The following is a 13309-nucleotide window of genomic DNA, read 5'->3' as shown; positions in this document are numbered from 1 at the left end:
CAGACGCCGCCTCCAGAAGCGAGGACACGCGCCAGCCAGAGGGGCCAAAATGGCCGCAAACTATAGCAGTTGCCGAACATGCCGCCCAATAGCACCACGGCGCAGCGTTCAGACTTGCGACAGCTTCGGCACTACCCTGCATACGGCAAAGGTGAGCACGACAAGCTTTTCCGTTTATAATCCTCGTCTTTTTTCGCCCGACAGCCTTGCCCAGCATGAACCAGACCCGCGACCTGATTGATTCCGCGCAGCGCACCATCCGCCTCGAACTTGAAGCGGTACAGGAGCTATTGCCCCGCATCGATGCCGATTTCATCAAGGCCTGCGAGCTGATTCTCAGTTGCAAGGGACGTGTGGTCGTGGTCGGCATGGGCAAATCCGGGCATATCGGCAACAAGATTGCTGCGACCCTGGCCAGCACCGGCACCACATCTTTCTTCGTCCATCCGGCAGAAGCCAGCCATGGCGACATGGGCATGATCACCAAGGACGACATCGTCCTGGCGCTCTCGAACTCGGGCTCGACCGCCGAGATCGTCACCCTGCTGCCACTGATCAAACGCCTCGGCATCCGCCTGATCAGCATGACTGGCAATCCCGATTCTCCGTTGGCCAAGGCCGCCGAGGTCAATCTCGATGCTCGCGTCTCGCAGGAGGCCTGCCCACTGAACCTGGCGCCGACCTCCTCGACCACCGCCAGCCTGGTGCTGGGTGACGCACTGGCCATCGCCCTGCTGGAAGCGCGCGGCTTCACTGCCGAAGACTTCGCCTTCTCCCATCCGGGCGGCGCCCTTGGCCGGCGCCTGCTGCTCAAGGTAGAGAACGTCATGCACGCAGGCGATGCACTGCCACGCGTGCGCCGCGGCACCAGCCTGCGCGACGCTCTGCTGGAAATGACTCAGAAAGGCCTGGGCATGACCGTTGTACTGGAAGAAGACGGCCGCCTCGCCGGCATCTTCACCGACGGCGACCTGCGCCGCACCCTGGACAAGGGCATCGACGTGCGCCAGGCCATGATCGACGAGGTCATGACTCCGCACGGCAAGACCGCTCGTGCCGAGATGCTCGCAGCCGAGGCCCTGAAGATCATGGAAGACCACAAGATCAATGCGCTGGTGGTGGTCGACGACCTGGACAACCCGGTCGGCGCCCTCAACATGCATGACCTGCTGCGCGCCGGAGTGATGTGATGAACGACCTGCTGCAACGCGCCCGCGCCATCAAACTGGCGATCTTCGACGTCGACGGCGTGCTTACCGACGGCCGCCTGTACTTCCTCGAAGACGGCAGCGAATTCAAGACCTTCAACACCCTCGACGGCCACGGCATCAAGATGCTGATCAACTCGGGCGTGCGCACCGCCATCATCAGCGGGCGCAAAACCCCGGTGGTCGAGCGCCGTGCCAACAACCTGGGCATCCAGCACCTGTTCCAGGGCCGCGAGGACAAACTCGTGGTACTCGACGGCCTGCTTGCCGAACTCGGCCTAAGCTATGAACAGGTCGCTTATCTTGGCGACGACTTGCCGGACCTTCCGGTCATTCGCCGGGTCGGATTGGGCATGGCCGTGGCCAGCGCCGACAGCTTCGTCCGCCAGCACGCCCATGGCGTAACCCAGGCACGCGGCGGCGACGGTGCGGCACGGGAATTCTGCGAACTGATCATGCGTGCCCAGGGCACACTGGATGCGGCCCAGGCCGCCTACCTGTAGAGAACAGCATGCCGCGTAAAATCCTCAACACCCTGATCTTTGCTCTGATTGCAGTCGTCGTGGCCGCACTCGGTTACTGGAACCTTGCCCCGGACAGCGCACGCCAAGCCCAGCGGGCCAGCGACGACAACGTCGTTGACTTCTATGCGGTCGGCGCGCGCACCGTGCAGTTCCAGGATGACGGCAAACTGCACTACCGCATGACCGCGGACAAGCTCGAGCACATCAAAAGCACCGACATCACCCTGATCGACGCCCCCAAGCTGGAGCTCTATCGCGGCACCGAACTGCCCTGGGAAGTCACCAGCCAGCGCGCCGAAGTCTCGCCTGGCGGCGTCGAGGTAGAACTGATCGACGACGTGCGCATCGCCCGCACCGACGCCAAGAACCGCCCCACCGTTATCACCAGCAGTCGTATGACCGTTATTCCTGACAAGGAATATGCGCAGACCGAGCAAGCCGTTAGAATCGTCGCGGCCAACGGGGTGACCACGGCACAAGGAATGAAAGCGTACTTGAATGACGGCAGGATGCTCCTGCAGTCCAACGTAAGAGGCCAGCATGAGGTTCGTTAATACCCTCCCCCTGATTCTCAGCCTCGGCGCCGCATTGGGAAGCGCGGCTGCCTGGGCACTGCCATCGGATCGTGATCAACCGATCCGCATCCAGGCCGACAGCGCCGAACTGGATGACCGGCAAGGTGTAGCCGTCTACCGCGGCGACGTGATCATCACTCAGGGCACCCTGAAGATCACGGGTGACACCGTCACCATCACCCAGACCGCCAGTGGCGATATCGACGTTTTCACCTCGGTGGGCAACCTGGCTTATTACGAGCAGAAGCCGGCCGTGGACAAGGACATCGTCAAGGCCTACGGCAAGACCATCCAGTACTTCGCCAGCAATGAGCGCATCGTACTGATCGACCAGGCCAAGGTGATTCAGGAAGGCAATACCTTCGAAGGCGAGAAGATCGTCTATGACACCCGCCGCCAGATCGTCAACGCCGGCCGCGCAACAGGCGGCAACGTCAGCACGCCGCGCCCGCGTATCGACATGGTCATCCAACCGAAGAACAAACCCGCGGATCAGCAGCAGTAATGGCCATTCTCAAAGCCCAACACCTGGCGAAAAGTTACAAGAGCCGCCAGGTCGTGCGTGACGTCAGCCTGAGCATCGAAAGCGGTCAGATCGTTGGCCTGCTCGGCCCCAACGGCGCAGGCAAGACCACCTGCTTCTACATGATCGTCGGCCTGGTACGCGCCGACCAGGGCCGCGTGCTGATCGACGACCTCGACGTCAGTCATCAGCCCATGCACGGTCGCGCGCGCGCTGGCATCGGTTACCTGCCGCAGGAAGCCTCTATCTTCCGCAAGCTGTCGGTGACCGACAACATCATGGCCATCCTGGAAACGCGCAAGGACCTGGACCGCGCCGGGCGTCAGGCGGAACTGGAAAGCCTGCTGCAGGAATTCCATATCCACCATATCGCCGACAGCCTCGGCATGAGCCTGTCCGGCGGTGAAAGACGCCGCGTGGAGATTGCACGGGCTCTGGCGACCAACCCCAAGTTCATCCTGCTCGACGAACCCTTTGCCGGGGTGGACCCGATCTCGGTGGGCGATATCAAGCAAATCATCCATCACCTCAAGACCAAGGGCATCGGCATCCTGATCACCGATCACAACGTGCGCGAAACCCTGGATATCTGCGAGACCGCTTACATCGTCAACGATGGGCAGCTGATCGCCGAAGGTAACGCCGAGACCATCCTCGCCAACCAGACGGTGAAAGAGGTATATCTGGGCCACGAATTCCGCCTGTAGGTCGCCCACTATTTCGCTACAGAAATATTGCAACCCCTAGGCAAAAACGAGAAATTCAGGCATATAATTTGCTTCCTGGCGGCGCTTCGGCGCCCTGATGTGGAAGGCGTAACTCGCCAGTAAATTAAGGTCTGCAATGAAACCATCGCTAGTCCTCAAGATGGGCCAGCAGCTGACGATGACCCCGCAGCTGCAACAGGCTATCCGCCTCCTCCAACTGTCTACCCTGGACCTGCAACAGGAAATCCAGGAGGCACTGGAATCCAATCCCATGCTCGAGCGCCAGGAAGACGGCGACGACTTCGACAACAGCGATCCGATGGCTGATGGCGCCGAAAGCGCCACCCCGACTCCGAGCAAGGAAGAGAGCTACCAGGAAACCGCCCCTACGGTGGACAACCTGGAAGAAGGCGAGTGGGGCGAGCGCATTCCCAACGAGTTGCCAGTCGACACGGCCTGGGAAGACATCTACCAGACCAGCGCCAGCAGCCTGCCCAGCAACGATGATGACGAGTGGGACTTCACCACCCGCACGTCCAGCGGCGAGAGCCTGCACAGCCACCTGCTGTGGCAACTGAACCTGGCGCCCATGTCGGACAAAGACCGGCTGATCGCCGCCACCCTGATCGACTGCATCAACAACGACGGTTACCTCGAAGAAACACTCGAGGAAGTGACCGAATCCTTCGACCCCGAGCTGGATGTCGAACTGGACGAAGTGGAAGTGGTACTGCACCGCATCCAGCAGTTCGAACCGGCGGGTATCGGCGCCCGCGACCTGCGCGAATGCCTGCTGCTGCAACTGCGCCAGCTGCCTGCCGGCACAGCCTGGCTGAGCGAGACCCAGCGCGTGGTCGGCGACTATCTGGAGCTGCTCGGCAGCCGCGATTACGCCCAGCTGATGCGCCGCACCAAGCTCAAGGAAGACGAACTGCGCCAAGTCATCGACCTGATCCAGCGCCTCAATCCACGCCCGGGTTCGCAGATCGAATCCAGCGAGCCGGAATATGTCGTGCCTGACGTGATCGTGCGCAAGCACAACGAACGCTGGCTGGTGGAACTGAACCAGGAGGCAATGCCGCGTCTGAGGGTCAACCCGCAGTACGCCGGCTTCGTCAAACGCGCCGACTCCAGTGCTGATAACACCTTCATGCGCAATCAGCTGCAGGAGGCACGCTGGTTCATCAAGAGCCTGCAGAGCCGTAACGAAACGCTGATGAAAGTGGCCACGCAGATCGTTGAGCACCAGCGCGGCTTCCTCGACTACGGCGACGAGGCGATGAAGCCCCTGGTGCTGCACGACATCGCCGAAGCGGTGGGTATGCACGAGTCGACGATTTCACGCGTTACCACGCAGAAATTTATGCACACCCCACGTGGCATTTACGAGCTGAAATATTTCTTCTCCAGCCACGTCAGCACCTCCGAAGGCGGCGAATGCTCGTCCACCGCGATCCGCGCGATCATCAAAAAACTGGTTGCAGCAGAAAACGCGAAAAAGCCGTTGAGCGACAGCAAGATCGCTGGTTTACTGGAGGCACAAGGCATCCAAGTCGCCCGTCGGACGGTCGCCAAGTATCGCGAGTCCCTCGGCATAGCGCCCTCCAGTGAGCGCAAGCGACTGATGTAGGCCAGATCGACTGAAGGCCTCAGGCCTTCAGGCCAACGTGTTCCGGCGGCGGGTCGAACCAGACCCGTCTCTTACACAAGGCAACAAGGAGAAAGCGGTATGCAAGTCAACATCAGTGGACATCAGCTGGATGTGACCGACGCCCTGCGTGACTATATCGGCGAGAAACTGGGCCGACTGGAACGCCACTTCGACAAGATCACCAACGTACAGGTGACCATGGAGGTCGAAAAACTCAAGCAGAAGATCGAAGCCACCCTGCACATCGCCGGCGGCGAAGTCGTCGCCAACGCCGAACACCAGGATATGTACGCTGCCATCGACCTGTTGGCCGATAAACTCGACCGTCAACTCATCAAGCACAAGGAAAAGCAGCTCGAACGCCTGCAAGGCGCCACGGCCCGCTAACATTCCCTATCCATGATCCGACTTGAAAATATCCTGACCCCCGGCCGTTCCCTGGTGAACGTGCCGGGCGGCAGCAAGAAACGCGTGCTCGAACAGATCGCCAACCTGGTTGCGCGCGATCTGCCCGACCTGGATGCCCAGGACATATTCGAAAGCCTCATCGCCCGCGAGAAGCTCGGCTCTACCGGCTTCGGCAACGGCATTGCCATTCCCCACTGCCGCCTGGCTGGCTGCAGTGCCCCGATCAGTGCAGTCCTGCACCTGGAGACGGCAGTCGATTTCGACGCCATCGACGGCGTGCCGGTCGATCTGCTGTTCGTGCTTCTGGTGCCGGAGGCGGCCACCGATGCCCACCTCGAACTGCTGCGCCAGATCGCCAGCATGCTCGATCGCCAGGATGTACGTGAACGTCTGCGCCAGGCCAACAGCGGCGAAGATCTCTATCAGGTCGTCGTGGACATTCAGAACGGTCAATAAACATGCGCCTGATCATCGTCAGCGGTCGCTCGGGCTCGGGCAAGAGCACCGCCCTCGATGTACTTGAGGACAACGGCTTCTACTGCATCGACAACCTGCCGGCCGGCCTGCTGCCGGATCTTGCCGAGCGTTTCCTGCCGCATAGCGACATGCTGCTGCCACAGGTGGCGGTCTCCATCGATGCGCGCAACCTGCTGAGCCAGCTCCAGCGCTTCCCGGAACTGCTCGACGAAGTGCGCAAGCGCAACATCCGCTGCGACGTGCTGTATCTCGACGCCGAAGACGAAACCCTGCTCAAGCGCTTTTCCGAAACCCGTAGACGCCACCCGCTGACCAACGACAACCGCTCGCTGGCCGAGGCCATTTCTTACGAAAGCCAGCTGCTGGCACCGATCACCGACCGGGCCGATCTGAAGATCGACACCACCCGCCTGAATCTCTACCAGCTGCGCGACACGCTCAAGCTACGCCTGCTGGGCCAGACGCAGACCGGTACCGCCTTTCTCGTCGAATCCTTCGGTTTCAAACGTGGCATGCCGGTGGACGCCGACCTGGTGTTCGATGCGCGCTGCCTGCCCAATCCCTACTGGAAGCCGGAACTGCGCGACCACTCCGGGCTGGATCAACCGGTGATCGACTACCTGGCCGCGCAACCGGAGGTCGAGGAGATGTATCAGGACATCCTCGCCTACCTGGAAAAATGGCTGCCACGCTTCGCCGCCAGCAACCGCGCCTATGTGACCATCGCCATTGGCTGCACCGGTGGTCACCACCGCTCGGTGTACCTGGCCAACCGCCTGAGCCAGGCACTCAAAGACTCGCTGAAGAACGTCCAGGTGCGTCACCGCGACCTCAGCTAAGGAATCCTGCCGCGATGCCAGCACGTGAAATCACCATCATCAACAAACTTGGTCTGCATGCCCGTGCTGCAGCCAAGTTCGTCGGTGTAGCGAGCACCTACCCTTGCCAGGTGCGCATCGGCCGCAGTGCCGAAAGCCTGGTAGACGGCAAGAGCATCATGGCGGTGATGATGCTGGCTGCCGGCAAGGGCACCAATGTGCACCTGCTGACCGAAGGCGAACAGGAGCACGAGGCGCTCGCTGCACTGGTCGGCCTGATCGAAAATTACTTCGACGAAGGTGAGTAGAAAGTCTTGGAGGGCAGTGTGCACGCCTCCCGCTACGCCAAGGCCGTATCCAGCACCATCATTAGACAAAAGCCCAGCACCAGCGCCAGACTGGCATCGCCTGCATGACCATTGCCATGCGCTTCGGGAATGATTTCGTGGATCACCGCGAACAGCATCGCCCCCGCAGCCAATGCCAGGCCCCAGGGCAACAGCATGTGCGAAACGCCGACCAGCCAGGCGCAGAGCACCGCGAACAGCGGTTCGACCAGGCCTGACGCCGCACCGATCAGTACCGCCTTGCCACGTCCCATCCCGGCACTGGCCAGCACCAGGGCGACGATCAGGCCCTCCGGTACGTCCTGCAGGGCGATGCCGATCGCCAGGCCATCGGCGCCACTCAAGCCCGCTCCCGCTGCCACGCCAACCGCCATGCCCTCGGGTACGTTGTGCAACATGATGGCGATGACGAACAGCAGTGTGCCAGGCGCCAGAACGCCCCGTTGCAGTTCGGCCGCGCCGATGCTCTGCCGTTGCGCCAGCACGCGGCCCAATCCCAGCAGGGCCGCGGCGCCCAGCAGCAGGCCAATGCTGGCCAGAGCCCCAGCCCCCCAGGACGTGAAACCCTGATCGCCGGCAACCTCGAGCGCCGGTACCAGCAGCGAGAACACCGTCGCCGCCAGCATTACACCGCCACCGAAGCCCAGCAGCCTGTCGCGCCAGCGCCCGGACAGCTCGCCCATGAACAGCACCGGCAAGGCGCCGACCGCCGTGCCGGTGGCGCACAGCACGCCGCCCTGCAACGCCCGTAGCAATTGTGGCTGAACCGTCTGGTCGATCAGCACGGCAACCTGGATGAACAGCAGCAGACTGCCACACAGCAGAATCACGCCGCCGAGCAGATAGCGCAAAGCCCGGCCATTGAGGTCGGGTAAGGAAGTGAGCAAGGTTCGCATCGTGTTCGCTATCCGCCTGTTCAGCTCAGGGCCTGTCGGTATCGGTGCGCCACTTCGTCCCAGTCGATGACGTTGTAAAAGGCGCCGATGTATTCCGGCCGACGGTTCTGGTAGCGCAGGTAGTAGGCATGCTCCCAGACGTCCAGCCCCAGAATCGGCGTGTTGCCGTGCATCAACGGGCTGTCCTGATTGGCGCTGCTTTCCACTACCAGTGTCCTCTGCGGCGTTACGCTCAGCCATGCCCAGCCGCTGCCGAAACGGCTCAGCGCGGCCTTGGTAAAGGCCTCCTTGAACGCCGCGAAACCACCCAGCTCGGCATCGATCGCCGCCGCCAGTTCGCCAGCAGGCTTGCCCCCTCCGGAAGGCGACATGACCGTCCAGAACAGCGCGTGGTTGGCATGCCCCCCGCCCTGGTTGATCAATGCCCCGTGCAGGCTTGGCGGCATCTCGTCCAGGCGAATCAGCAGCTCTGCCACCGGTACTTCTGCATAGGACGTTCCCTCCAGTGCCGTGTTCAGATTGTTTATGTAGGTCTGATGGTGCTTGCTGTAATGGATTTCCATGGTCTGCGCATCGATATGCGGCTCCAGGGCATCGTAGGCGTAAGGCAGTGGCGGCAGGCGATGAGGCATGAGCGTTCTCCTTCAGTGATAGTAGCGGCCATGACTGGCAGGTTTGACGGTGGGACCTTGCCAGGCATGACGCTGCGTGGCTCCTAGCAAGCGATCGGTGCGCGGGAAGGCGCCGTGCTCGCTGATGAACTGCAACAGCTCCACGTAGGTACGGCGGCTGTGATGCAGGGCGATCTCGCGCAGCGCCTGCGGCCGCTGGCTGTCAGCCAGGGTCTGGAGCAGGCGCTCGTGGCTGGCGCAGAGGTTTTCCGCGGCCTCCTCCGGTTGCCCCAGCGCCAGGTGCAGATCGGCCAGGTTGTGATGGGAAATCACAAAGGCCGCCACCGCCATGTTGTGATCAGGCCAGCGCCCGAACATCACCTGAGCCTCTGCCAGCGCCTGCAGGTAGAGCTCGCGAGCCCGTACCCAGTCGCCCTCGGAGAAACAGCGGTTACCGGCTTCGATGGTGGTTTTCCAGTGCTCCATGACAGACCTCCTGATGAGAGCCTTTCCACGCTCTGCCGTCTCGACCTGCACGTGCCAATAACGTGCACTGACTGCATGGCCGAACCTGGCGCGTGAACAGACGCCGAAAAGAAAGCGGCTCAGAGGCCGCCTTCGGTGAGTTTTTCCGGATTAAGCAGTTGCTCGAGTTGCGCTCGCGACAGATCGGTGTGCTCCAGTGCCACCTCGATGATCGGCCTGCCCTCGCGGTAGGCCTGCTTGGCGATGTCGGCGGCCTTGAGATAGCCGATCAGCGGATTCAGCGCCGTGACCAGGATCGGATTGCGCTCCAGCGCCTCCCTGAGCTTGGGCTGGTTGACCTTGAAGCTGGCGATGGCGCGGTCGGCCAACAGGTGACTGACGTTGCTCAGCAGTTGCATGCTGTAGAGCAGGTTGTCGGCGATCAGCGGCAGCATCACGTTCAGTTCGAAGTTGCCGGACTGTCCGGCGATGGCGATGGCCGCGTCGTTGCCAATCACCTGCGCCGCGACCATGGCCGCCGCCTCGGGGATCACCGGATTGACCTTGCCCGGCATGATCGAGGAGCCGGGCTGGAGGGCCTCCAGTTCGATCTCCGCCAGCCCCGCCAGTGGCCCCGAGTTCATCCAGCGCAGGTCGTTGGCGACCTTCATCAGCGAAACAGCCGTGGTCTTGAGCTGCCCAGAGACGGCCACAGCGGTGTCCTGCGAGCCGATCAGCGCGAAGAAGTTGCCCGCGGTGGTGAAGTTCACGCCGGTCAGGCCGCCCAGCTCACGGCAGAACTGCTCAGCGAAGCGAGGATGGGCGTTGACTCCGGTACCCACGGCGGTGCCGCCCTGCGCCAGCGCTTGGAGGCTCGGCTGCAGCGCGCGCAGATGCTCGATATTGGCCTGGATCTGCTGCCCCCAACCGTCCAGCACCTGGCTCATGCGCACCGGCATGGCATCCATCAGGTGGGTGCGGCCGGTCTTGATGTAGGGCTGAACCTCCAGCGACTTGTCGCACAGCACCTTGAGCAGATGACCGAGCGCCGGCAGCAGGCGTTCATGCAACTCGATGGCGGCACTGACGTGAATGGTGGTGGGGATGATGTCATTGCTGCTCTGGCCGCAATTGACATGATCGTTGGCGCTGACCTGGTCACCAAGAATGCGGCTGGCCAGGGTGGCGATCACCTCGTTGGCGTTCATGTTGGAACTGGTGCCGGAGCCGGTCTGGAACACGTCCACCGGGAAATGCGCCATGAAGTCGCCTTCGAGCAGCTGCTGGCAGGCCGCAACGATGGCATCGCCCATGGCTGGGTCGAGTTGCTGCAACTCGACGTTGGCCCGCGCGGCAGCGGCCTTGGCCAGAATCAGCGCACGGATGAAGGGTGCCGGCATGCGCTGCCCGGACACCGGGAAGTTGTTGACTGCGCGCTGGGTCTGCGCACCATAGAGCGCCGTGCTCGGCACCTGCAGTTCGCCCATGCTGTCGCGCTCGATACGGAAGTCACCGCGGGTGTCACTCATAGGAATGTCCTTGTGCCGATTCATGGAATGAGAGGGAGGGTTGCAGGCGCAGGGTCGCCAGACGATTGAGCAGGAGGTTCAGGCTGCGCTGACGAGGAATATCGTTGGCCTGTTGCTGCATGACCCGCAGGGGCCGGTAGGCACGATCCAGGCAGAGGGCACGCCAATGCCAGGGCAATGCCGGGTCAGAGGCGGTGTCGAGTAACAGCGCCAGCGTGATGCGCGAGACCCGCCAGGCATCCAGCAGGCCGCGCTCCACCAGTTGCCGCCCGTGCCATTCGTGGAAATCGAGCAGGCGGGGTTCATCGGGGCGCAGAGCGCAGCGCACGAGAAAGCCCTGCCAATGCCAGCAGTTCAAGCAAGGCGTGAAGAAGGGATAGAACATGGGTGTCCACCTATCAATGAAATGATATTTATTCTCTTTTGAGAAAAATAATCAATACACAGAATATGTGGACTTTCATTCGGAAGCTGGTCCGCTCTCACCTGAGTCGGACCGCAGCTTGCGGGATACGCGCGGCCCGCAAGGCCGCGCGTTACTTACTGTCAGAGAATGGCGGCACTCAGCTACCGGCGACAGTCATCTTCTCGATCAGCACCGAGCCCGTGCAGATATTGCCGCGACGCTCGAGATCACGACCGACTGCAAGGACCTGACGGAACATGTCGCGCAGATTGCCGGCGATGGTTACCTCCTGCACCGGGAACTGGATCTCGCCGTTCTCGACCCAGAAGCCCGCCGCGCCACGCGAGTAATCGCCCGTCACCAGATTCAGCCCCTGGCCCATCAGCTCGGTGACCAGCAAACCGCGGCCCATGCGACGAATCAGCGCCTGCTGATCCTCGTCACCATGGGTGACGAACAGGTTGTGTACGCCACCAGAGTTGGCGGTGCTCGGCAGGCCCAGTTTGCGCCCGGAATAGGTGCCGAGCACGTAGGACACCAGCTCGCCCTTTTCCACGAACGGCTTGGCGTAGGTGGCCAGGCCATCGCCATCGAAGGTGGCACTGCCGAGCGCACGTGGCAGGTGCGGGCGCTCGTCAAGGGTCAACCACTCGGGAAACAGGCGCTGGCCGAGGGCTCCTTCGAGGAAGGAGGACTGGCGATACAGGTTGCCACCCGAAATCGCCGCCAGCAGGTGGCTGAACAGCCCACCAGCCAGCTCGGCGGCGAACAGCACCGGCACTTCGCAGGTCGGCACTGGGCGTGCCCCCAGACGGCTGACCGCACGCTCGGCGGCGCGCTGGCCGATACCCTTGGCATCGGCCAGCAGTTCGCCCTGACGATTGACGTCATACCAGTAGTCGCGCTGCATCTGCCCTTCACCTTCGGCGATCATCACGCAACTCAGGCTGTGGCGGGTGCTGGCGTAACCGCCGACGAAGCCGTGGCTGTTGCCATATACGCGGCAACCTTGATGGGTGTTGAGGCTGGTGCCATCGGCGTTCTTGATCCGCGTGTCAGCCGCGAAAGCCGCGGCTTCGCAGGCCAGCGCCTGCTCCACCGCCTGTTCCGGGGTGATCGACCAGGGGTGATAGAGATCGAGCTCAGGCAGCTCACGGGCCATCAGCGCGGCATCGGCCAGGCCGGCGCACTCGTCCTCGCTGGTATGTTTGGCAATCGCCAGGGCTGCCGCCACGGTCTCGCGAATGGCTTCGCTACCGGTGGCCGAGGTGCTGGCCGAGCCCTTGCGCTGACCCACGTACAGGGTGATGCCGAAACCCTGGTCGCGATTGAATTCGACGGTCTCCACTTCGCCCTGCCGCACCGTGGTGGACAGACCCTGACCAGCCGATACCGCCACTTCACAGGCACTGGCACCCTGGCGCCTGGCTTCGGCGAGAATGGCCTCGACCTGCTCCTGCAGCACAGGCAAGGCCTGCGGCCCGATGCGTTCTACTTCACTCATAACCACTCCCGATTCTCTTGGCGCAGGCACTCTTTATACGAAATCCAAGGCCTGCTCTCGACTGCCCGCCCGCGGGCCGGCAGTCACGGTTACTGCTATCATGGCGGCGTTTCCCTCTGGACCCACCCCATGTCTGATTCCTACGACGACTTCTCCCTGGAGAAGAGCAAATCCCAGGTCAAACGCGAACTGCATGCCCTGCAGGACCTTGGCGAGCGACTGACCGCACTCAAGGCGGATCTGCTGGCCAAGATGCCGCTGACCGATGCCCTACGCCGCGCGCTCGCCGAAGCGCCGAAACATACCGCCAATGCCGCGCGCAAACGTCACATCCAGTTCATCGGCAAGCTGATGCGTGAACAGGATGTCGACGCGATCGTCGCCATGCTCGACCAGGTGGACAGCTCCACCCGCGAGTACAACGAACGCTTCCATGCCCTCGAACGCTGGCGTGACCGCCTGATCGCCGAAGGCGACAGCGCGCTGGAAAGCTTCGTCGAGCTCTACCCCGAGGCTGACGTCCAGCACCTGCGCGGCCTGGTCCGTCATGCTCAGCACGAAGCCGCGCGTAACAAGCCACCGGCTGCCGCGCGCAAGGTGTTCAAGTACATCCGCGAGCTCGACGAAATCCAGCGCGGCCTGCGCTGAACCTGCTTCGCT

17 protein-coding genes are annotated in these 13309 nt (G+C 62.4%); 11 read left to right on the top strand and 6 right to left on the bottom strand.

Annotation, left to right across the window (positions count from 1 at the left end):
- Positions 1 to 215 precede the first annotated feature (215 nt).
- From JWV26_RS15360 to JWV26_RS15315, 10 genes are all read left to right on the top strand, one after another.
- Positions 216 to 1190 (top strand): KpsF/GutQ family sugar-phosphate isomerase, encoded by a 975-nt coding sequence (locus tag JWV26_RS15360; protein WP_093048738.1) that lies wholly within the window; start codon positions 216 to 218, stop codon positions 1188 to 1190.
- Positions 1190 to 1711: a KdsC family phosphatase gene (locus JWV26_RS15355; protein ID WP_021488072.1), complete on the top strand. Its 522-nt coding sequence runs from the start codon at positions 1190 to 1192 to the stop codon at positions 1709 to 1711. Before JWV26_RS15360 ends, JWV26_RS15355 begins: the two co-directional genes overlap by 1 nt.
- 8 nt (positions 1712 to 1719) lie before the next feature.
- A complete protein-coding gene (gene lptC, locus JWV26_RS15350) occupies positions 1720 to 2286 on the top strand; it encodes an LPS export ABC transporter periplasmic protein LptC (RefSeq protein ID WP_074918478.1) in 567 nt (188 codons plus the stop codon).
- Entirely contained in the window at positions 2273 to 2812 is a 540-nt protein-coding gene (gene lptA / locus JWV26_RS15345) for a lipopolysaccharide transport periplasmic protein LptA (protein WP_021488070.1), read from the top strand. The genes lptC and lptA overlap by 14 nt, the downstream gene beginning before the upstream one ends.
- Positions 2812 to 3537 carry an LPS export ABC transporter ATP-binding protein gene (gene lptB, locus JWV26_RS15340; RefSeq protein WP_072423069.1) on the top strand — a complete coding sequence of 242 codons (726 nt, stop codon included), beginning with the start codon at positions 2812 to 2814 and terminating at the stop codon, positions 3535 to 3537. Before lptA ends, lptB begins: the two co-directional genes overlap by 1 nt.
- 136 nt (positions 3538 to 3673) lie before the next feature.
- Positions 3674 to 5167 (top strand): RNA polymerase factor sigma-54, encoded by a 1494-nt coding sequence (locus tag JWV26_RS15335; RefSeq protein WP_206417249.1) that lies wholly within the window; start codon positions 3674 to 3676, stop codon positions 5165 to 5167.
- 99 nt (positions 5168 to 5266) lie between these two features.
- Positions 5267 to 5575, top strand: coding sequence for a ribosome hibernation-promoting factor, HPF/YfiA family (gene hpf / locus JWV26_RS15330; RefSeq protein ID WP_003459233.1), 309 nt, complete (start codon positions 5267 to 5269; stop codon positions 5573 to 5575).
- Between the two features lie 12 nt (positions 5576 to 5587).
- Complete coding sequence (ptsN, locus tag JWV26_RS15325; protein ID WP_021488068.1) at positions 5588 to 6052, top strand: PTS IIA-like nitrogen regulatory protein PtsN; 465 nt, start codon at positions 5588 to 5590, stop codon at positions 6050 to 6052.
- 2 nt (positions 6053 to 6054) lie between these two features.
- The gene (gene rapZ / locus JWV26_RS15320) at positions 6055 to 6912 is read left to right on the top strand and encodes an RNase adapter RapZ (protein WP_072423071.1); all 858 of its coding nucleotides are present in this window, start codon (positions 6055 to 6057) and stop codon (positions 6910 to 6912) included.
- A gap of 14 nt (positions 6913 to 6926) precedes the next feature.
- Positions 6927 to 7199 carry an HPr family phosphocarrier protein gene (locus JWV26_RS15315; protein WP_072423072.1) on the top strand — a complete coding sequence of 91 codons (273 nt, stop codon included), beginning with the start codon at positions 6927 to 6929 and terminating at the stop codon, positions 7197 to 7199.
- Between the two features lie 32 nt (positions 7200 to 7231).
- Here the strand turns inward: JWV26_RS15315 and JWV26_RS15310 are convergent, their stop codons facing one another.
- From JWV26_RS15310 to pmbA, 6 genes are all read right to left on the bottom strand, one after another.
- Positions 7232 to 8134 carry a ZIP family metal transporter gene (locus JWV26_RS15310; protein ID WP_206417248.1) on the bottom strand — a complete coding sequence of 301 codons (903 nt, stop codon included), beginning with the start codon at positions 8132 to 8134 and terminating at the stop codon, positions 7232 to 7234.
- Positions 8135 to 8154: 20 nt separating this feature from the next.
- Positions 8155 to 8766 carry a superoxide dismutase gene (locus JWV26_RS15305; RefSeq protein WP_206417247.1) on the bottom strand — a complete coding sequence of 204 codons (612 nt, stop codon included), beginning with the start codon at positions 8764 to 8766 and terminating at the stop codon, positions 8155 to 8157.
- A gap of 12 nt (positions 8767 to 8778) precedes the next feature.
- On the bottom strand, positions 8779 to 9231 hold the full coding sequence (locus tag JWV26_RS15300) for a tetratricopeptide repeat protein (protein ID WP_079784557.1): 453 nt from the start codon (positions 9229 to 9231) through the stop codon (positions 8779 to 8781).
- Between the two features lie 119 nt (positions 9232 to 9350).
- Complete coding sequence (locus tag JWV26_RS15295; RefSeq protein ID WP_206417246.1) at positions 9351 to 10739, bottom strand: class II fumarate hydratase; 1389 nt, start codon at positions 10737 to 10739, stop codon at positions 9351 to 9353.
- Positions 10732 to 11124 (bottom strand): FagA protein, encoded by a 393-nt coding sequence (locus JWV26_RS15290; RefSeq protein WP_206417245.1) that lies wholly within the window; start codon positions 11122 to 11124, stop codon positions 10732 to 10734. The genes JWV26_RS15295 and JWV26_RS15290 overlap by 8 nt, the downstream gene beginning before the upstream one ends.
- Positions 11125 to 11302: 178 nt before the next feature.
- Positions 11303 to 12649: a metalloprotease PmbA gene (gene pmbA, locus JWV26_RS15285; protein ID WP_206417244.1), complete on the bottom strand. Its 1347-nt coding sequence runs from the start codon at positions 12647 to 12649 to the stop codon at positions 11303 to 11305.
- A 129-nt stretch (positions 12650 to 12778) separates the two neighbouring features.
- Between pmbA and yjgA the strand changes: the two genes are divergently transcribed.
- Complete coding sequence (gene yjgA / locus JWV26_RS15280) at positions 12779 to 13297, top strand: ribosome biogenesis factor YjgA (RefSeq protein ID WP_241201224.1); 519 nt, start codon at positions 12779 to 12781, stop codon at positions 13295 to 13297.
- The last annotated feature ends 12 nt before the right edge of the window (positions 13298 to 13309 follow it).

The organism is Ectopseudomonas toyotomiensis, from assembly GCF_017167985.1.
GTDB classification, from domain to species: Bacteria; Pseudomonadota; Gammaproteobacteria; order Pseudomonadales; family Pseudomonadaceae; genus Aquipseudomonas; species Aquipseudomonas toyotomiensis.
The sequence above is the reverse complement of the archived record's forward strand: the minus strand, read 5'-3'. Positions and strand labels throughout refer to the sequence as shown.